Origin of the sequence: Brevibacillus dissolubilis, assembly GCF_006170445.1 — a bacterium.
Taxonomy (GTDB): Bacteria; Bacillota; Bacilli; order Brevibacillales; family Brevibacillaceae; genus Brevibacillus_B; species Brevibacillus_B dissolubilis.
Window position 1 is genome coordinate 101440 of sequence record NZ_VCNA01000002.1, and the last position, 23327, is coordinate 124766.

Genomic DNA, 23327 nt, shown 5'->3' on the forward strand with positions numbered 1-23327 from the left:
TTGGAAGTTGTGTACTTACTTATCTCCCATTAAATCCAGGAGATCAGCAATCTCTGATTCATCCCAGCCGAATTCAGACAGATCATCGGATGGCTTGGAAGCCGTTCCTTCGATTTGGCCGGATTGGCTTTGTTCGATGATGTTGCGCAGGAATGAGGTATAGTGATCAGCCAGCGCCTTCATCGTTTCATGCTTGTAAACTTCTTCACTGAAGCTGATATTGACATGCATCTGACCGCCAGCGACCGAGCAGCCTACGTCGATGAGATGGGCACGCTGGGAGCCGCGGCTGAGGCTGTCCCCTCTCGCTTCGGAGGCAAAGCCAAACATGGATGCTTCACTGATGGTTTGGTCGAGCTGCCCCATGTAGTTGAAGCTGATCTCGGCTTTAGGCAGTGATTTCATGGTCTCTGCCAGTTCAGTGTGGAGATAACGGAGGATGCCGTAGCCGACGCCCTTGTTCGGAATCGCGCGCAGCTGTTCTTTGACAGACTGCAGGGAGTTCACGATGGAGTGAGCTTCGTTCAGATCAAGTCTCACTGGGTACATGCTGGTGAACCAGCCAACCGTGCGGGAATGATCTACTTCCTCGAACAATTCTTCCCGGCCGTGTCCTTCCAGATTGATCAGTACGCTGCGTTGACCGGTCCAGTCATAGACGGCTTCGGCCAGTGCGGTCAGCAATACGTCATTGATCTGGGTCTGGTAGAGGGACGGCAGGTCTTGCAAGAGTGATTTGGTCTCTTCCGGCGTGAGCGAGACGACAATCGAGGTCGCGGATTGCTCACGGTTGAGGCCTGTTGGGTGATCCTTCGGCAAGGCTGGCAGATCGCCTGTGAGCTGTCCGAGCCAGTAGGTGGATTCCTCTTGGAGTTCATCCGAGTACGCATGTGCGGCCAACCGTTCTGCCCAGTATTTGAAGGAAGTTGACTTCATCGGCAGCTGTACCGGCTTGCCTTGGAGCAGCTGTGTGCATGCTTTTTGCAGGTCTTCGAGGATGATGCGCCAGGAGACACCGTCGACAGCCAAGTGGTGCACCACGATCAGCAGGCGGCCTTCTTGCCCTTCGCCCAAATCCATGTAGACGGCTCTGAGCAGCGGCCCTTCTGATAAGTGGAGGCTCTTCTGGGCTTCATCGGACACCTCTTCGATCCGTCGTGCCTGATCATCGACCGGTACGTCGGAGAGATCCACCGTACTGAACGGAATGATGTCAGACCATTCAGCCAGATACGGCTTCCACTCCCCATCCTGTTGGAAGAAGCGCAGACGGAGGGAATCGTGATGTGCGAGCAGATGGTGAATTGCTTCCTGGAGGATCGCAGGCTCGACATCGTTGACCGTCAGCATCACGGATTGATTCCAATGATGCTTGTTGCCGATCGGCTGATCAAAGAACCAGCGCTGAATCGGTGTAAGCGGCAGATCGCCTGTGATGATCTCCTGTTCGGCATGGATGGCGACGGTATCGCCGACCGCTCCTGCCAATTCGGCAATGGTCTGGTATTCAAACATCAGCTTCGGTGACAGGCGGATTCCCGCTTGGTTGCAACGGGCCACGATCTGAATACTGATGATGGAGTCCCCGCCGAGATCGAAGAAGTTGTCGTGGATGCCGACGGTCTCGACACCCAGTACGTCTCTCCAGATCTCAGCCAGTTTTTTCTCGATAAAGGTCTCTGGTGCGACGAATTCGCCGTCCAGTCCAGGCTGTGCGTAATCTGGGACTGGGAGTGCTTTTCGATCCACTTTTCCGTTCGGGGTAAGCGGCAGGCTGTCCATGATCACGTAAGCGGACGGTACCATGTACTCCGGCAGCTTTTCCTTGAGGTAGAGGCGCAGCTCGCTGATCTGTACCTCCAAGCCTTCTTCGAGGACGAGGTAGGCTGCCAGTCGTTTGGTGCCCGGTACGTCTTCGCGTGCGATGACGACGGTCTCGCGGATCGCCGGATATCCATACAGGGCGGTCTCAATCTCGCCCAGCTCTACGCGGAAACCACGGATGCTCACCTGATGGTCAGCACGGCCAATGAACTCGATGTTGCCATCTGGTAGATAGCGGACCAAGTCACCAGCTTTGTAGATGCGTGCAGCCGGATCGCTTGAGAATGGATTTGGCAGGAAGCGCTCAGCTGTCAGGTCTGGACGGTTGAGATAACCGCGGGCCAAGCTGCTGCCGCCGATGTAGAGTTCCCCGGCTACGCCGATTGGGACTGGCTGCATGTTGTCATCGAGCACGTAGATCGATACGTTATCAATCGGTCTGCCGATGTGTGGCGCTGTGAGCTGACCTGCTTGGACAGGGACAGTGCCTGCTGTGGCGACGACCGTATTTTCCGTCGGGCCATAGTGGTTGACGAGTGCAAATGGCAAGTGCTCAGCTGGATAGCTGTGGAGCTTGTCACCGCCTGTCAGCATGTAGCAGAGAGCGGTGTCGGCAGGCCATTGCAGGGAGATCAGGTTCTCAGCCAGTGGTGTTGGGAGGAAGCTGATCGTCACCCCGGATTGAACCAGCCAGTCGCGCAGTTTTTCCGGTGCGAGACGGATGTCTTCGTCTGGGAGGTACATGGCAGCACCTTTGGTCAGGTACGGCCAGATTTCCCAGACAGAGGCGTCAAAGGCGGTACCGGCGATCTGGCTCGCGCGGTCTGCTTCGGTCACGCCGTAGGTGCGCTGGTGCCAATTGACGAGGTTCAAGAGTGAACGGTGCTCGATCTCGACGCCTTTTGGCTGACCGGTAGAACCTGAGGTGTAGATTACGTAGGCCAGCTGATCGGCGGTCGTCTCGACGGCTGGGGCTTGGTCGCTTTCGTCTGCGATCAGATCCCAGTCGACATCGAGGCAGATCAGCATGCTTTCCCCTTCTGGCATCTGGTCTAACAAGCGTTCCTGTGTCAGCACGATCGGCATGCTGGCGTTCTCGATCATGTAGGCCAGGCGTTCCTGCGGATAGGATGGATCCATCGGGACGTAGGCGCCACCAGCTTTGAGAATCCCGAGAAGTCCGACGAACATCTCCACTGAGCGCTCGACGCAGATCCCGACCAGTGTTTCGGTGCCGACTCCCTGTTTTTGCAGGTAGTTCGCCAGTTGGTTGGAGCGGCGGTCTAACTCGCTGTAGGTGAGCGATTGCTCCGAAGCGACGATTGCCAGCTGATCCGGCATCTCGGCTGCTGCTTGGGCAAACAGCTCGTGGACGCAAGCTTCCAGCGAATATGGTGCCTCGGTCTCGTTCCACTCCACCAGAATCTGTTGCTCTTCCTCTTCTTGCAGCATCGGCAGCTGGTTGACAGCACGGTCTGGCTGACGGGCTGCTTCCTCCAGCAAACGGTTGAAGTGGGAGGCCATCCGCTCGATGGTAGCTGGGTCAAAGAGTGCTTTGTTGTATTCAAAGGTTGCGATCAGACCGTCCGGTGACTCGGCCATGGTCAGGGTCAAATCAAACTTGGTCATGATCTCATCCGGCGTGCTTTGGAAAGGCAGGATGCTCAGGTCGGAAAGCTCCTCCACCTGCATCGGCGTATTTTGCAGGACGAACACCACTTGGAACAGTGGTGAGTAGCTGAGGCTGCGTTCTACATCCAGCTCATCCACCAGCTTCTCAAACGGCAGGTCTTGATGAGCATACGCGTTGAGTGCGGTATCGCGGACACGGGCGAGCAATTCGCGGAAGGTCGGTTCGCCGGACAGGTCGGTTCTCATCACCAAGGTATTAATGAAGAAACCGATGAGGCCTTCAGTCTCTTGGCGGTTACGTCCTGCGACCGGGCTGCCCACGAGTATGTCCTCTTTGCCTGTGTAGCGGTTCATCAAGAGCTGGAAGGCAGCAAGCAAGGTCATGAACAGAGTAGAGCCTTCTTCGCGGCTTAATTCCTGCAGTCGGGCTTGCAGCTCTACTGGGAACTGCGTGATGTGAAGCGCGCCGTCAAATGTCTGCTCAGCTGGACGCGGACGGTCGGTCGGCAATGCCCGGATTGGTTCGCTGCCTTGGAGTTTGTCTTTCCAGTAAGCGAGCTGTTGATCCAGTATGTCACCTGTGAGCCATTCGCGTTGCCAGAGGGCAAAGTCGGCATATTGGATCGGCAGGTCAGGCAAGGCTGGGACCTCTCCCTTGCTCACGGCTTGATACAGGGCGGTCAGCTCACCCATCAGAATCCCCATCGACCAGCCGTCAGAGACGATATGGTGCATGTTGAGGGCGAACACATACTCCTGTTCTGCCAGACGGATCAGGCTTGCACGCATCAGCGGGCCTTGGCTTAGGTCAAACGGCTGTGCCGCGTCTTCTGCGATCAGGCATTTCACTTCTGCATCCTGCTGTTCGGCAGGTTGGTCGCGCAGGTCAATCTGGGTCAGTGACCAGTTGATCCGGGAATGGATCACTTGGACGGCTTGTCCCTTGATATCGCTGAAGGTGGTTCGCAGGCTTTCGTGACGGGCGATCAGCATCTGGAGACTTTTCTCCCATGCTTGGATATCGAGATCGCCTTGCAGACGGATCGCCGATGGCATGTTGTACAAGGCGCTGCCCGGCATGAGGCGGTCGAAGAACCACAGACGCTGCTGAGCAAAGGACAATGGCAGATGTTCATCACGGCTGACCGGTACAATCGGTGCTGCCAAGAGCCCTGCTGCATCCTGCAAGACGTGTGTGATATGCTCGCTCATCTCTGCGACTGTCGCGTGTTCGAACAGGTCACGTAGCGGTAGCTCCACCCCGAATGCTTCACGCAGGCGAGAAATCGTCTGTGTCGCAAGCAATGAGTGTCCACCCAGTTCAAAGAAGTTGTCATGAATGCCTACACGGCTCACGGAGAGCACTTGTCCAAAGATGTTGGCAACCATCTCTTCGGCAGGATTGCGTGGTGCTGTGTATGGCGTATCGGTGCCGGTATGGCCCCACTCTGGTGCTGGCAATGCCCGGTAGTTGATTTTTCCGTTGACGGTAAGTGGAATCACGTCGATCCATACATAGCCGCTTGGAACCATGTAGGATGGCAGCGTCTGCTTGAGCCAGCTGCTCAACTCTTCTGCGTCCGGGGTGGTGTGTGTATCGCTGTTGGCGTTGATCATGTACGCAGCAATACGCTTATCGCCCGCTTTATCTTCACGTGCCATGACGACGGCGTCTTTTACCGCTGGATGTTGACACAGGGCTGATCTGATCTCACCCAGCTCGATCCGGTAGCCGCGGACTTTTACCTGATCATCGATCCGGCCGATGAAGTCGAGGTTGCCATTCGGCTGATAGCGAACCAAGTCACCTGTTTTGTACAGGCGATCCCCTTCTGCTCCGAACGGATTCTGGATGAATCGCTCAGCGGTCAGGTCAGGACGCTTCCAGTAGCCGCGTGCCACACCTACGCCGCCGATGTAGAGCTCACCCGGAACTCCGATTGGAGCCGGCTGGAGCTGATCATCGAGTACGTACAGCTTCATATTTGGTAATGGACGTCCGATCGTCGGGGTCTGGCCATTCGGTATGCAACGCTCGAAGGTGGTGGCGATCGTCGCTTCGGTCGGTCCATACGCATTGAGGAAATTACGACCTGGTGCATAGCGGGCAACCAGCTCACGGCTGAGCGCTTCCCCACCGACAACCAGTGTACGAAGATCTGGGAACTCATCCTCTGGCATAGCCGCCACGACAGCAGGAACGGTGAGGATGGTGGTGATGCGGTGCTCACGGATGATCCGATTCAACTCAGGACCCGGCAGGAGAGCATCCCGATGTTCCATGAACAAGGTGGCTCCTGACAGCAGGGTGGTCATGATCTCACCTACGGATACGTCAAAGCTGAAGGAGGTGAGCTGCAGGACACGGCTGGCCGCGTCCACTTCAAACGCCTGTCTCAACGCTTGTGCCGCGTTGACTGCGCTGTGGTGCTCGATCATAACGCCTTTTGGATTACCCGTGGAACCTGATGTGTAGATCACGTAAGCCAGATTACGGGAGGTCACACCGCTCTTCGGCGTATCTGTCGGCTCGGCTGCAAATGTCTCGCTGTCAAGGCAGATGACGGTTGCTCCGGTATCTGGCAAGCAGTCTGCCAGAGCGGATTGGGTCAGTACAATGCCAGTCTGTGTATCCTCGATCATGTACGCGATCCGTTCTTGTGGATGCGCCGGGTCGATTGGCACATAGGCCGCGCCTGCTTTCATCACACCAAGGATGCCGACGATCATCTCGATGGAACGTTCGACGCAGATGCCAACGAGCTTGTCTGGGCCTGCTCCCAGCTTTTGCAGGTGGTGGGCCAGTTGGTTGGCTCGCAGGTTCAACTCGGCATAGGTCAGGGATTGTTCCCCGCCATATACGACGGCTGTCTGATCTGGCGTCTCTTGGGCTTGCAGCTCGAACTTCTCATGCAAGCAGAGCTCGCGTGGATATTCGGCGTCTGTCTGGTTCCACTCCACCAGTACCTGCTCACGTTCGCCAGCGCTAAGGAAGGTGATCTCAGAGAGTTTCTGCTCTGGGTTCTTCGCCATGGACTCAAGCAACAGACCCATTTGATTTAACACGCGTTCAATGGTGTCCGCATCAAAACGGTTCTGTTCATATTGAATCTTGAGCTTGAGCTGTTTACCCGGCCCTGCGACGACGGTGAGTGGGTAGTTGGTTTGTTCGATCGCCTTGACATCTGCGATCTCGATGGAAAGCTCGGAATTGTTCACCGACTCATCGACTGGATAATTCTCAAACACCAGGATGCTCTCAAACAACGCGACACTTCGCGAGATTTCGCTCCAGCCGTGGATATCGACCAGTGGCGTGTACTCGTATTGACGCATGGTGATCTGTTGCTGTTGGAGCCCGCGGAGCCAGTCTTGGAGCACCATCTCGCTTGCGACAGGCACGCGGATCGGCAAGGTGTTGATGAAGAGACCGACCATCGATTCGACTCCGGCCAGATCAGCCGGACGCCCGGAACCGGTTGCCCCGAAGAGTACTTCTTCTTCACGGCTGTATCGGCCCAGAAGCAATGCCCATGCACCCTGTACGAGTGTGTTCATGGTCACCTGCTGATTGCGGGCAAAGGCTTGGAGCTTCTCTGTGATCTCTTCGTTCAGATCGACCGTGCATACGCCATAGGTCTTGGCTTGTTTGCCGGTTTCCAGTCCTTTACCAAAACCAATTGGTGTCGGTGCATGGAAGCCGCGTAGCTCATCACGCCAGTATGCTTTTGCTTCTTGGAGGCTCTGACGCTGAAGCCATGCGATGTAGTTGGCATATGGAGCGGTGGAAGCGAGCTTCGCTTCTTTGCCGCCTGCGATCGCCATGTACGCTTTGAGCCAGTCGGTAAAGACGAGCGGCATGCTCCATCCATCCAGCAAGGCATGGTGCAGACTCCAGACAAAACGGTACGCTTCGTCGCTTACACGGATCAGTACCCAGCGTAAAAGCGGCGGATGAGTCAGATCGAAGCTGCGGGAACGGTCTGCTTCCAAGTAGTCCGCGAATGCTGCTTCTTGTTCATCTGTGGAAATGTCACGCCAATCCAGCTGCTCGACATTGATCTTGACTTGCTTGCGAACCACTTGATGCGGCTGGTCAAGGCCGTCCCAGATGAACGAGGTACGCAGGATGGAGTGATGATTGATCACCTTTTGCCACGAATCTTCAAAGGCTTGCAAATCCAGGCCCCGTGTGAAGGTCAAGGCAAGCTGTACGACGTAGTCGCCGCCTTCTTGGGCATATAACGAGTGGAACAGCATTCCTTCTTGTAATGGGGACAGGGTGTATACATTCTCGATACTGCGCTCTGTGCCGAGGTAACGGTCCAGTGCCTTTTGATCGAGTTTCGCCAGCGGGAAGTCAGATGGCGTGTAGCCGCCTGCCTCTTCGGTACGGCAATGCGCGATGATCTCGCGCAGTGACTCCATGTATTCTTCTGCCACTACCTGAATCGTGCTTGGCTCATGGATGGTTGTGTTATACATCCAAGTCAGATGCAGCTGTTCGCCGGAGATGACACCATTGACGTCCAACAGGTGCTCGCGGAGCGAATCAGCGCTGACATTGGAGCCTCTGGATTCAGGAGCCGCCTCGAATTGAGAAGCTGTGGAGATGGCTTGGTCAAATTGGCCCAGATAGTTGAAGCTGATCTCTGGTTTTGGCTGGGATTTCAGCTGTTCTACCAAAGCCTGATCGCTGCTGAGGTAGCGCAGGATGCCGTAGCCGACCCCTTTGTTCGGGATGCGGCGAAGCTGTTCTTTGACCGACTTGAGCGCTTCTCCCCATGTCTTAGCCTGTCCGATCTCCAGGACGAGCGGATACATGCTGGTGAACCAGCCAACCGTACGGGAGAGGTCTGCTCCCTTGATGATATCTTCGCGGCCATGGCCCTCCAGATGGATCGCGGTCGCATTGGCACCTGTCCAGCGCTGAATCGCTTTGGTCAATGCTGTCAGCAAGACATCATTGATCTGCAGACGGTACGGAGCCAGTGTCTCTTGGAGCAACGCTTTGGTCTCTTCAGCGGTCAATGAGAGCGTGATCTGCCCGGTGTCTGCTTCGCGGTTCACTTCGTATGCGTGATCGGTCGGCAGGCTTGGGACATCTGTCGTCCGGGCTGTCCAGTACGCTTTTTCCTGTTGCATCGCGTCGGAATCGGCATACTGCTGTAGTTGTTGGCCCCACTCGCGGAAGGAGGTCGTTTTGCGTGGCAGCTGCACCTCTTCCCCATTCGCCAGCTGACGGTAGACGTTCTGGATGTCTTCCAACAGAATGCGCCAGGATACCCCGTCGATCGCCAAGTGGTGCACCACGATCAGCAGGCGTCCGTCTTGATCGTCACCGAGATGGAAGTATACCGCTTTGAAAAGCGTTCCTTCTGTCAGATGCAGGCTGGCCTGTACGCTCTGGGCAATCGCTTCGAGCTGTGCCGCTTGCTCGGCTGACGGTACTTGGGACAGGTCTTCGATCGTAATCGGATTCGGATCGATCTCTGCTGCATCACCGTAGTACTGCTCCCATGCTCCGTCTGTGGTGTGGACGTAACGGAGGCGCAGGGCATCGTGATGGGTGAGCAGGTGTGACACTGCTTTTTGCAGGCAGTCGAGGTCGACAGGCTGTTTCACGGCAAGCAGCAAGGATTGGTTCCAGTGATGCGATACTGACTGGTCGCGCTCGAAGAACCATTGTTGGATCGGCGTGAGCGGCAGTGCACCTGTGAGCGTTCCTTGCTCTGCTGCGCTGATCGCCATCTCTTCTGCATCTTGGCCCAGCAGTGTGATCACAGCGGAAAGCTGTGCAATGGTCTGATTTTCAAAGAGCTGTTTTGGCGTCACACGCAATCCTGCTTGATTCGCACGGGAGACGATCTGAATGCTCAGGATCGAATCGCCGCCGAGTTCAAAGAAGTTGTCGTGGATGCCGACTGTCTCAATCCCCAGCACCTGTTGCCAGATGTCGGCCATTTTTTGTTCGACAGCGGTCTCTGGTGCGACGTATTCGCCTTCCAGTTCCGGTTGGGAATACTCTGGTGCTGGCAAGGCTTTGCGGTCTACCTTGCCGTTCGGGGTGAGCGGCAGGCTGTCCATGATGACGAAGGCAAAAGGAACCATGTAATCCGGCAGTTTGTCCTTGAGGTAGGTACGCAGTTCACTTGCTTGTACCGAGTGCTCTGGGTCGGTGACGAGATAAGCTACGAGGCGTTTGACCCCCGGGAGATCCTCGCGGGCGATCACGGTGTTCTCGCGTACCGCTGGATGTCCGTAGAGCGCGGTCTCGATCTCACCCAGCTCGACACGGAAGCCGCGGATGCTCACCTGATGGTCGGCACGTCCGATGAACTCGATGCTGCCATCCGGGAGGTAGCGAACCAGGTCACCTGTACGGTACATGCGTGCACCCGGCTCGGTGGTGAATGGATTCGGCAGGAAACGTTCAGCGGTCAGGTCTGGACGGTGCAGATAACCGCGTGCCAGACTGCCTCCGCCGATATACATCTCCCCTGCGACACCGATTGGGACAGGCTGGAGGTTCTCGTCGAGTACATAGATCTTGACATTATCAATCGGTCGGCCGATCGATGGTGCGGTTGCTTGACCCGCCTGTACAGGGACGATGCCTGCTGTTGCGACGACTGTATTTTCGGTCGGGCCGTAGTGGTTGACGAGCACGAATGGCAGGCTTGCAGACGGATAGTTGTGCAGCTTGTCACCGCCTGTGAGCATGTGGCGCAGTGGTGTGTCTTGCGGCCAGTCGAGTGCCAGCATGTTCTCTGCCAGTGGTGTCGGCAGGAAGCTGGTCGTGATGCCGCAGTCGATCAGCCAATCGCGCAATTGCTCAGGGACGAGGCGGATTTCTTCTGCCGGCAGATAGAGTGTCGCGCCTTTGGTCACGTACGGCCAGATCTCCCAGACAGATGCGTCAAATGCTGTACCCGCGATCTGTGTCGCACGGCTGCTGGCGGTCACGTCATAGGTGCGTTGGTGCCAGCTGATGAGATTGAGCAGGGAACTGTGCTCGATCTCCACCCCTTTTGGCGTTCCAGTGGAGCCGGAGGTGTAGATCACATAGGCCAGATGATCGGCTGTCACGGTGAGTGTTGGAGTCTCTTCGCTTTCTTGGGCGATCAGCTCCCACTCGCTGTCCAGACTGATCAGGGTGCGGGTGCATGGCTCTAAGGCGGAGCGCAGGCGGTCTTGCGTGAGCACCAACGGCATGTTGGCATCTTCCATCATGAAAGCAAGGCGTTCTTGTGGATAGGTAGGGTCCATCGGCACATAAGCCGCTCCTGCCTTCAGAATCCCCAGCAATCCGACCAGCATCTCTACCGAACGCTCGACGCAGATCCCGACGAGAGTCTCTGTGCTGACACCCTGTTTTTGCAGGTAATGCGCCAGTTGGTTGGCCCGGCGGTTCAGTTCTGCGTAAGTGATGGTTTGTTCACCGCTTACGATGGCGATCTGCTCTGGCATTTCGCCGGCTACTGCCGCTACAAGCTCGTGTACGCACAGGTCGCGTGCGACAGGTACATCGGTCTCGTTCCAGTCAGTGACGACCAGTTGGCGCTCTGCATCCCCGAGGAATGGCAGCAACGCAACGGATTGATCCGGTTGTTTGACGATCTCTTCGAGCAGGTTGTGGAAGTGATCCACCAGACGTACGATCGTGCTCTGATCGAACAGATCGGTGCTGTATTCAAATGTAGCCATGATGCCATCCGGCACTTCCGCCATCGTCAGGGTCAAGTCGAACTTCGCCATGACCTGTTCTTGTGTCTGTTCATACGGCAGGACGGTCAATCCGCTGAATTCCTGCGCTGCCAGCGGGATGTTCTGCAGAACGAACATCACTTGGTAAAGCGGTGAGTAGCTCAGGCTTCTTTCCAGCTCCAGCTCGTCTACCAGCTTCTCGAATGGCAGGTCTTGATGCGCATAGGCATTGAGCGCGGTCTCTCGTACGCGTGCCAGCACTTCTCTAAAGCTCGGCTCGCCAGACAGGTCGGTACGCATTACCAGTGTATTAATGAAGAAACCGATCAGACTCTCTGTCTCCTTGCGATTACGGCCTGCTACCGGGCTGCCCACCAAGATATCGTCTTGGCCTGTATAACGCGACAGCAGGAGCTGGAACGCGGCGAGCAAGGTCATGAACAGAGTAGAACCTTCTTCACGGCTCATCGCCTGTAATTTGGTCAAAAGCTCTGTTGGGAAAACAGCGGAGTAAAGCGCACCTTGATACGATTGCTCAGCCGGACGTGGACGATCTGTCGGCAAAGCGAGTAATGGTTCGCTGCCCTGCAGTTTTTCTTTCCAATAAGAGAGCTGTTGGTCCAGTACCTCTCCTTGGAGCCATTCGCGCTGCCAGACGGCAAAATCAGCATATTGGATCGCCATCTCTGGGAGTACCGGCGTCTCATCCTTGATCAAGGCTTCGTAGATCGTGATCAGCTCATCCATCAGAATCCCCATGGACCAACCGTCTGAGACGATGTGGTGCATGTTGAACAAGAAAATAAAGCTGGTCTCTTCTTCTTGGATCAGGCTGGCCCGCATCAACGGTCCTTGGGATAAGTCGAATGGCTGTTGGGCGTCTTGCTTCGCCAGTTTTTCAATCTCGGCCTGCTTCTCTTCTGCTCCAAGATGGCGCAGATCGGTTACAGTCAGACTCCAATCCATCTCTGGATGGATCACCTGTACGGCTTCGCCATGATGATCAGTGAAGATCGTGCGCAGGCTTTCGTGACGGGCGATCAAGGTCTGCAAGCTCTGCTCCCATGCCTGTACATTCAGCTCTCCCTGCAGACGGGTCGCGGATGGAATGTTGTACAAGGCACTGCCTGGCATCAGTCGGTCAAAGAACCAGAGACGCTGCTGGGCAAAGGATAACGGCAGGTGCTCCCCTCGCTCTGCTGCTGTGATCGCTGTAAATGTCAGTTCGGACTGCTCGGCAAGCATGGTAGTGATCTCGGCGCCCATACTGCTGACGGTCGCATTCTCAAACAACGCACGCAATGGCAGTTCGACTCCGAATGCTTCCCGCAGGCGGGAGATCGCTTGGGTCGCTAAGAGAGAATGTCCACCCAGTTCAAAGAAGTGATCATGTGCCCCCACTTTTTCCACGGACAGCACTTGGGAGTAGATGTTGGCGACCATTTCTTCCACTGGATTGCGTGGTGCGACGTACACCTTGTTCGCTGTGGCTTGACCCCACTCTGGGGCTGGCAGTGCACGGCGGTCTACTTTACCGTTGACGGTCAGTGGGATGGTATCCAGCCACTTGTAGCCGGACGGTACCATGTAGGATGGCAAGGTCTGCTTGAGCCAAGCGGTCAGCTCATCGCTTGCCGGGATGGTTGTGCTCTCGGCGGTCATGTAGGCTGCCAGTCGTTTGTCCCCTGCTTGGTCTTCGCGGGCAATGACGACGGCTTCTTTGACAGCCGGGTGTTGTCTGAGGATCGACTCGATCTCACCCAGCTCGATCCGGTAGCCGCGGATTTTGACCTGATCATCGATCCGTCCGATGAATTCGATCTCACCATCCGGCAGATAGCGGACGAGATCGCCTGTACGGTAGAGACGTTCCCCTTCTGCTGCGAATGGGCTTTGGATGAAGCGTTCGGCTGTCAGGTCTGGACGGTTCCAGTACCCACGGGCCAACCCGCTGCCACCGATATACAGCTCGCCTGGTACGCCGACTGGGACTGGCTGCAGCTGGTCGTTGAGGACGTATACCTTGGCGTTTCGGATCGGTCGTCCGATGGTCGGAGTCGCTCCACCTGCGAAGCATTGGGCCATCGTGGTCGTGACGGTCGCTTCGGTCGGACCATAGCAGTTAAAGAACGCACGTCCTGGTGCATAGCGGTCGATCAGCTCCCGGCTTGGTGATTCCCCACCGACGATCAGCGTGCGAAGCTCAGGGAACTCTTCGAACGGCAATGCGGCCAGTACGGAAGATGCCATCGATACGGTGGTGACGCGGCGTTCGCGGATGATGCGTGCCAGTTCTGGACCCGGCAGCAGCGCGTCGCGGTCTTCGATCAGGAGCGCAGCACCTGAGAGCAGGGCCATCGTGATCTCGGAGACGGATACGTCAAAGCTGAAGGATGTGAATTGCAGCACACGGCTCGTCTCGTCCACACCGAATGCTTGAATCAGCGCGATTGCCATGTTGATGGCGCTGTGATGCTCGACCATGACCCCTTTTGGCTGACCAGTGGAGCCGGAGGTGTAGATGACATACGCCAGATGACGGGAAGTGACTCCGCTGTCTGGTGTGTCAATCGGCTCGTCGGACAAACGGTTGAGCGCTTCTTCCCCATCCAGGCAGATGACCATCGCTTCTGTCTCAGGAAGCACGGACAGCAGTGTGGATTGGGTCAGCACAAGGCTTGCCTGCGTGTCTTCGAGCATGTACGCGATTCTCTCCAGCGGATGGGCCGGATCGATTGGCACGTAGGCCGCTCCCGCTTTCATCACACCAAGAATCCCGACGATCATCTCGATAGAACGCTCGACGCAGATGCCGACCAGCTTGTCTGGGCCAGTACCCTGCTTTTGCAGGTAATGGGCCAGTTGGTTGGCTCGCTGGTTGAGCTGTGCGTAGGTCAGAGCTTGCTCGCCATGCTCGACGGCGATCGCATCCGGGGTCTTCTCTGCTTGTTGGGCGAACCATTCATGGATGCAGAGGTCTTGCGGATAGTCCGCTTCTGTCTGGTTCCACTCGTGGAGCACCTGCTCGCGTTCGCTTTCGCTTAGGAACGATACCTCGGACAAAAGCTGCTCTGGACACTCTGCCATAGAGGTCAAAAGGACAGCCATCTGCGAGAGGATTCGCTCGATCGTGTCTGGTTCAAAACGGGTTTGTTCAAATTGTAGGTTCAGCGTGAGACGCTTGCCTGGATCAGCTACCAGTGTAAGCGGGTAGTTGGTCTGCTCGTTGGTCTGTACCTCCGTAATCGTGACGGCGGCTTCGGAGTCTTTGACCGTTTCGTCTACGGGATAGTTCTCGAAGACGAGGATGCTGTCGAACAGAGATTCACTCGCCGGAATCGGGCTCCAGCTGTGAATGTCGACCAACGGGGTGTATTCATACTGGCGGTTATTCAGCTGGATCTGCTGTAATCCGCGCAGCCACTCCATCACGTTCTCTTGGGACTGCAATGGTACACGTACCGGAAGTGTGTTGATGAAGAGACCGACCATGGACTCGACACCTGGCAATTCAGCCGGACGACCAGAGCCTGTCGCACCGAACACGACCTCGTCTTCCCCGCTGTAGCGGCTGAGGATGAGCGCCCACGCACCCAAGACCAGCGTATTTAAGGTCAGATGATGCTTGCGGGCAAAATTCTGCAGCATCTCCGTCGTCTCTTGGGACAGGGAGAGGATCTGCTTGCTGTAGGTTTTTGGCTGGTGCACAGCGATGTTGGCTTTTCCCATTCCCAGTGGAGTCGGGCTGTGGAAGCCTTGCAGCTGCGTACGCCAGTATTGCTTGGCTTCTTGCAGGTCTTGACGTTGCAGCCATGCGATGTATTGGGCAAATGGCTGGGCTGTGGATACGTGAACCTCTTGGCCTTGGTTGAATGCCTGATAGTAATCCAGCCAGTCCTTGAGTACCAGCGGGAAGCTCCAACCGTCGAGCAGAACATGGTGGAAGCTCCAGAGCATCCGGTACGCCCGCTCACCCTGATCGTTGAGGTGGAGGATCGTCCAACGCATCAGCGGCGGCTGTAACAGGTCAAAATTACGTCTCCGGTCTTCTTCTACCCATGCCGCATATGCTGCTTCCTGCTCTTCCGCAGACAGGTGACACCAATCCAGATGCTCCATGGAAATCGCAGCGTGCTTGCGTACCACTTGATGCGGCTGATCCATGCCTTCCCAGATGAAGAAGGTGCGCAGGATCGAATGACGGTCCACTACCTTTTGCCATGCCTGTTCGCATGCTTCAAGGTTCAAGTCATCCGCAAAAGTCAGCCCCAGCTGGACAACATAGTCCCCGCCCTCTTCGGCGTACAGGGAGTGGAACAGCATCCCTTGCTGCAATGGAGACAAGGTGTAGACATTCTCAATCGTGCGGTCTGTACCCAGATATCGGTCGAGATTCTTCTGACTCAACCGGGCCAGTGGGAAATCAGATGGGGTGTATCCGCCTGCTTCCTCTGTCTGGCAGTGTGCCATGATCTCGCGCAGGGCTTGCATATAGTGAGCGGCAATCGTCTGGATTGTCTGCTCGCTGTGAATCTGTTCATTGTAGATCCACGTCATCTGCAGCTGTTCACCGGTGATTGCGCCAGTCACATCCAGCAGATGCTCGCGGATGGCTTGCTGATCGGTATGTGAGCCTCTGGATTCAGAAGCGAGGTTGAAAGTCGAAGTGCCAGAGATCGTCTGGTCGAACTGTCCGAGATAGTTGAAGCTGATCTGTGGCTTCGCCTGATTACGCAAGCGTTCCACGGTTTCTGCATCTTGGCTGAGATAACGCAGGATGCCGTAGCCAATCCCTTTGTTCGGAATCTGGCGAAGCTGTTCCTTGATTGATTTCAGCCCGTCTCCCCATGTCTTGGACGGCTCCAGATGAAGCTGTACCGGATACATGGTGGTGAACCAACCAACCGTACGGGAGATGTCTGCCCCTTCGATGATCTCTTCACGCCCATGACCTTCGAGATGGATGGACAGCGTGTGAGCGCCTGTCCATTGGTTCATCGCTTTGGCCAATGCGGTCAGCAGCACATCGTTCATCTGCAGACGGTATGGGGACAGTGTGTCTTGCAGCAAGGCACGGGTCTCTTCCACCGTCAGGGAAAGCGTGACCTGCTTGGTCGTCTCTTGTGTGTTGGTCTGTGCGTCATAGGCATAATCGGTCGGCAGGTGTGCCGCAGCTGGCTTTTGGCTTAGCCAGTAGGCTTTTTCTTGTTGCAGAGCCTCTGAATCGGCGTACTGCGTGAGTTGTTCTGCCCATGCTTGGAACGCGACGGTTTTTGGCGGCAATACGACTGCTGTACCGCTTGTCAGCTGTTGATACGCGGTCTGCAAATCTTCCAGCAGGATACGCCAGGAGATACCATCGACGGCCAAGTGGTGCACGACCAGCAACAGTCGGGCATCCTGCTCGGCACCAAGATCGAAGTAGACAGCTCTCATCAGCGGGCCTTCTGCCAGATTCAAGCTGGCTTGCACGCCTTCTGCGATCTCTTCGATGTGACTCACCTGCTCGGATGCAGGGATGCTGGACAAGTCTTCGATGAAAAATGGCACTTGCTCCGTCTCTGCATCATGACGGGCACGCCACTCCCCATTCTCTTGGACAAAACGCAGGCGAAGCGCATCGTGATGGGTCAGCAGCTGTGCAATCGCTTGTTCCAAGGCAGCTGCATCGACCGGCTGGCGAATCGACAGGAGCAAGGATTGGTTCCAGTGATGCGGCTGTGGCTGGTTCTGCTCGAAGAACCATTTTTGAATCGGTGTCAGTACGAGCTCGCCAGTCACAAGACCCTGCTCTGCTTCGATCTGCGGGCCTGCCACAGATGCGGTATCCGCGACGATGCGGGCAAGCTCTGCGATGGTCTGATGCTCAAAAATCTGTTTTGGCGACAGGCGAAGTCCGGCTTGGCTGGCCCGTGCGACGATCTGGATACTGAGGATCGAGTCCCCGCCCAGTGCAAAGAAGTTATCATAAAGACCGACCTGTGGAGCGCCCAGCACTTGTTTCCAAATCTCTGCCAAGGTTGTCTCCACATGGGTGGCAGGAGCGACGAACTCTGCTTCCGAACCGGTCTGGCTGTAGGTTGGGACTGGCAGGGCTTTGCGGTCTACCTTGCCGTTAGGGGTCAGCGGCAGGCTGTCCATCATGACGAAGGCAGATGGGATCATGTACTCAGGAAGCGATTCTTTGAGATACATGCGCCATTCGATGGAGTCGATCTCTTGCTTGCTTTCCGTCACGAGGTAGGCGGCCAGACGCTTATCGCCTGGTGCATCTTCACGGACCATGACGACTGCTTCTTGGACATCTTCGTGTTGGAGCAACGCTGTCTCGATCTCACCCAGCTCGATCCGGAAGCCACGGATTTTGACTTGGTTGTCGATCCGTCCGATGAACTCGATCGTGCCGTCTGCCAGATAGCGAACCAAGTCACCTGTTCTGTAGAGGCGTGCCTCTGGGTTATCGCTGAATGGATGCTCCACGAAGCGTTCTTCGGTCAGCTCTGGGTTGTTCAGATAACCAAGCGCCAGACCGTCTCCACCGATGTACAATTCACCCGGTACACCTGTAGGTACTGGCTGTTGCTGTTGGTCGAGGATGTAGACCGTGGTGTTCTGGATCGGACGGCCAATCGGCAAGGAGGACAGCTGCTTCGGCAAGTCGGTAACTGGATAGCAGCAGGCAAAAGTGGTCGTCTCGGTCGGACCGTAACCGTTGATGATCTGCAAGCCGTCGATGGTGAGTGCTTTGCGTACGTGCGGTACGGAGACGACATCACCGCCGACCAGCAATTGACGGACACCTCGCAGGTATTCAACCTGATGGTCAACCAATAGTGTGAACAAGCCCGCGGTCAGCCACATCGTTGTGACTTGATGCTTCTGAATGGTTTCGCCGATCTCCTCAAGCGATGGCAGATGCGGTGGCATCAGCACCAGCTTCGCTCCGTTTAAGAGGGCTCCCCAGATTTCAAAAGTAGCCGCGTCAAACGAAACGGTGGAGGCTTGCAGGAATACGTCATCTTCGCTGATCGTGACGTAGTTCGTATCTGTTACGAGGCGGACGATCCCACAGTGCGGGGTCAGTACCCCTTTTGGCGTACCGGTGGAGCCGGATGTGTAGATCACGTAAGCGAGTCGCTCACCAGCCGCACTGCTGTCGGTTTCGTTGGCAGGTGCTTGATCAGACTCTTGTGTGATTACGCTCCAGTCGCGGTCCAGGCAGATGACGGTGCGCTCTCCGATAGGGAGTTTCTCTACCAGATGAGCCTGGGTTACTAGAATTGATACGTCAGCATCCTCCATCATGTAGGCGAGACGCTCCTGTGGATAAGCCGGGTCAAGCGGTACATAGGCTGCACCTGCTTTGAGAATCCCGATGAGACCCGCGATCATCTCTACTGAACGCTCTGCAGAGATCCCGACGAGTGAGCCTGCAGTGACTCCCTGCTTGCGCAGATAGTTCGCCACTTGATTAGCGCGGCGCTCCAGCTCGGCATAGCTGAGGCTGATCTCACCTGCGACGACAGCCGGACGGTCTTGCCATTTGGATGCTGCTTCGTGGAAGAGTTGGTCTACGGTTTTGTCACGCGGATAGGCGGTTTCTGTTCCGTTCCACTCTACCAACAGCTGCTCGCTCTCCTCTTCTGGGAGAATCGCCAGCAATTCAATCGATTCATCAGGGTCAGCGGTGATCGATTCGAGCAAGGTGCGGAAGTGCTCTACCATACGCTCAATCGTCGCCTGATCGAACAGATTGCGGTTATATTCAAAAGTAGCCATCAAGCCGTCGGTGGTCTCTACCATCGTCAACGTGATGTCGAACTTGGATGTCACCTCATCCTGCTCCGTCTCATAGGAGCTGATGCGGATGCCTGCGGCTTGCTCAGATGCCAGCTGGAAGTTTTGCAGGGCAAACATCACTTGGAACAGCGGCGTATAGCTGAGACTGCGCTCCAGCTGCAGCTCGTCTACCAGCTTTTCGAATGGCAGGTCTTGATGGGCATACGCTTCGAGCGCGGTCTCACGCACACGAGCGAGCAATTCGCGGAAGGTCGGCTCCTCGGACATGTCTGTACGCATGACCAGAGTATTAATGAAGAAACCGATCAGCGATTCTGTCTCTTGGTGACTGCGGCCTGCCACCGGGCTTCCGACGAGGATATCCTGTTGTCCCGTATAGCGGTACAGCAAGGTCTGGAATGCAGCAAGCAAGGTCATGAACAACGTAGCATTCTCTTCACGGCAGAGTGCCTGTAATTGTTCGGACAGATCAGCGGAGAATGTGACGGTATGCCGGCTTCCCTCATAGGTCTGCATCGCTGGACGCGGACGGTCGGTCGGGAGTGCAAGCAGTGGTTCACAGCCGCTTACTTTTTCCTTCCAATAGGACAATTGCTTCTCCAGCACCTCACCTTGGAGCCAATCGCGTTGCCATACGGAGTAGTCCGCGTATTGGATCGGCAAGGCTGGCAGGTCTGCTGTCTCACCGTTCAGGGTCGCCTCGTAGATGGTCAGCAGTTCGTTCATCAGAATGCCCATGGACCATCCGTCTGAGATGATGTGATGAATATTTAATAGGAAGATATGCGTCTCTTCTTCCGTGCGGATGAGGCTGGCGCGAAGCAATGGGCCTTGGCTGAGATTGAATGGCTGGTCGGCATCCATGCTGGCTAAGCGCTGTACCTCTTCCTCTTTATGCTCCGCTGGCAGATGACGCAGGTCGCAGAAGCCCATCTCCCAGTCGATCTGCGGATGGATCACTTGGATCGCTTGTCCGTTGATATCAGAGAAGGTCGTACGCAGGCTTTCGTGACGGGCGATGACCGCTTGCAGACTCGCCTCCCATGCCTGTGCGTCCAATGCCCCGTCCAGACGAATCGCGGTCGGAATGTTATACACGGCACTCTCCGGCATAAAACGGTCGAAGAACCATAGACGCTGCTGGGCGTAGGAGAGTGGCAGATGCTCCGTGCGGGATGCCTGTGTGATCGGCGTGGTCGCAACCCCTGTGTCACCTTGGAGCATCAGCTTAATCTGCTCGCACAGTTCAGCTACTGTCGCCGATTCGAACAGGGTGCGCATCGGCAGATGGATACCGAATACTTCACGCAGACGGGACAGGGTCTGGGTCGCCAAGAGTGAATGACCGCCCAGTTCAAAGAAGTTGCTGTGAATCCCCACTGTCTCGACACCAAGCACCTGCGACCAGATGTTGCAGACGAGTTCTTCCATCGGATTGCGTGGTGCCACGTAAGCTTCGGATGATGAGAGCGTCCCCCAGTCCGGTGCTGGCAGCGCGCGGCGGTCTACTTTTCCGTTCGGGGTGAGTGGCAGTTCGTCCAGGCTTACCACAGCAGCTGGAACCATATAGTCTGGCAGTCGGTCTTTGATCCAGCCAGTCAGCTGGGCTGTGTCTGCCGCTTGCTGTTCGTGTGTGGTCACATAGGCAACCAGACGCTTATCTCCCGGTTTATCTTCACGGGCGATGACGACGGCTTCCCGTACAGCTGGATGCTTGCGGAGCTGTTCTTCGATCTCGCCCAGCTCGATACGGAACCCGCGGATTTTGACTTGTTGGTCGATCCGTCCGATGAACTCGATCACACCATCTGGGAGGTAGCGCACCAAATCCCCTGTCCGATAGAGACGGGCTTCTGGATCAGCCGCGAACGGATTGTGTACAAAACGTTCCTCTGTCAGCTCAGGACGGTTCAGGTAACCGATCGCCAGACCGTCTCCCCCGATGTACAGCTCTCCCGGTACACCTACTGGTACGGGTTGCATCTGTGGATCGAGTACGTATACGGTCGTGTTTTTGATCGGGCGGCCAATCGGCAAGGTGGTCATGCTGTCCGGCACTTGGCTGATTGGATAGCAGCAGGTAAACGTCGTGCTCTCTGTCGGGCCGTAGCCGTTGATCACCTGCAGTCCTTCGAGCTGTAATACTTTTCGCACGTGCGGGACAGATACGACGTCACCGCCGGCGAGCAGATGACGAACCCCGCGCAGGGAATCCAGATGATTGTCCACCATGACGGTGAACAGACCAGCCGTCAGCCAGAGAATCGTGACGCCATAGGTCTGGATCGCTTCGCCCAGTTCGGCGAGGGATGGCAGGTGCGGCGGCATCAGCGCGAGCTGTGCACCGTTGAGCAGGCTGCCCCAGATCTCAAAGGTAGCAGCGTCAAACGATACGGTAGATGCTTGGAGGAACACATCTTGCTCGGTAATCGTGACAAAATCATTATGTTTGACGAGACGTACGATCCCGCGATGTGGAACGAGTGTCCCTTTTGGTGTACCAGTTGAACCAGAGGTATAGATGACGTAGGCGACTTGGCCTGCTGTCGTCTCGTTGGCAGGTGCATCACTATTCTCCTGCTCGATCTCTGACCAATCACGGTCGAGGCAGATCGCCTTGCCTGCTGTAGCTGGCAGCTGCTCCACCAGATGGGATTGGGTCACGAGCACGGAGAGTTGGGCATCCTCCATCATGAAAGCGAGACGCTCTTGCGGATAAGTCGGATCGAGTGGCACATAAGCGCCGCCCGCTTTGAGAATCCCGAGCAGACCGACGATCATCTCGATGGAGCGCTCTACGCAGATCCCCACCAAGGTATCTGCCCCCACTCCCTGCTTGCGCAAATAATGAGCCAATTGGTTGGAGCGCTGATCCAGTTCGGCATAGGTGATCGATTCCTCACCGATCACAACAGCCCGCTGGTTCGGATAGTGGGCTGCCACTTCAGCAAAAAGCTCGTGTACGGTACGCTCGCGCGGATAATCGACAGCGGTCTGATTCCACTCGACCAGCAGCTGTTGACGCTCTGCTTCGCTGATCAGCGAAAGCTCGGACAGGCGCTGCTCTGGCTCTTGTACCATCCCTTCGAGAATCATCGCGAGCTGGCGAAGCAGGAGTTCCATCGCAGAGGTCTCGAATTGACTCTGGTCAAAAATCACCTTCAGCTTCAGCTGTTCACCCGGCATCCCGACGACAGTCAACGGATGATCCATCGTTTGGTAAAAATCAACGTCGGACACGGTGAATCCGAGATTATTTTCGGCCTCGGTCTCGCCTAACGGATAGTTTTCAAAGACGAAAATGCTGTCAAACAGGGAGCTTCCCCGCGGCACTTCACTCCAGCCTTGGATTTGGACAAGGGAGGCGTATTCGTACTGGCGCACTTTGGCCTGCGTATCTTGCAAGTGGGTCAACCACTCTGCGGCAGAGCGCTCAGCTTCTACCTGAACCTTCATCGGCAAGGTGTTGATAAACATCCCGACCATCTGCTCGACGCCCTGCAGATCGCTTGGACGTCCAGAGACGGTTACCCCATACGTCACAGCCTCTTCTCCACTCAGGCGTTGCAATAGGATGGCCCATGCCCCTTGGACGATTGTATTCATCGTCAGCTTATATGTACGCGCCATCCGGTTGAGCGCTTCTGTTGCTTCTATAGATAAAGGCAGATCGCGCTCCAGCGTGCCAGCTGATGTGTTGCTGTGCCCGGCTGACTGCTGTTGATAAGGCAGTGGCGTCGGATGGCTCATTCCTTGCAAAAATTGACGCCAGAACTGCTCGGCACTATTCAGATCCTGCTTGCGGATCCATGAGATGTATTCGCGGAAAGGACGAGGCTGTGGCAGCCTCAGTTCCTTTCCTTGCAAATACGCTTGATAGTAATCAATCACTTCCTGATAAACAATCGGGCTGCTCCAGCCGTCGAGAAGCAGATGGTGGAAGCTCCAGATCAGCTGGTATTGGTTTTCCGCTTTTTTGATCAGGGTGACCCGCATCAGGGGGGCTTCGCTCAAGTCGAAGCCCTTCTCTTTTTCTTCCTGCAGCAATTGCTCCAATTTGGCAGCCTGTACGTCTTGGGGATCGAGTGACCAATCCATGCGCCCAATGGAGAAGGAAACCTTTTCAAAGACAACTTGCAGAGGCTTTTCTACCTCTTCCCAGAGGAAGCCCGTCCGCAGGATTGTGTGACGGGAGATCACTTTTTGCCATGCTTTCTCATATGCATCTATGTCAAGGTGACCCGTGAAGACGGCCAGGTTCTGCACCGTGTAGGCCCCTGCACCTTCTGCATACAGGGAGTGGAAGAGCATCCCTTCCTGCAATGGGGAAAGTGTATAAAGGTCTGTGAAATCACTCATTGGAA

1 protein-coding gene is annotated in these 23327 nt (G+C 55.9%); it reads right to left on the reverse strand.

From position 1 onward, the window contains the following. Positions 1-15: 15 nt before the first annotated feature. The gene (locus tag FGI41_RS02895) at positions 16-23322 is read right to left on the reverse strand and encodes a non-ribosomal peptide synthase/polyketide synthase (RefSeq protein WP_139488459.1); all 23307 of its coding nucleotides are present in this window, start codon (positions 23320-23322) and stop codon (positions 16-18) included. Positions 23323-23327 lie beyond the last annotated feature (5 nt).

Coding starts and splice junctions, on each gene's coding strand:
- FGI41_RS02895 (WP_139488459.1), bottom strand. CDS start 23,322: ATGAGTGATTTCACAGACCTTTATACACTTTCCCCATTGCAGGAAGGG.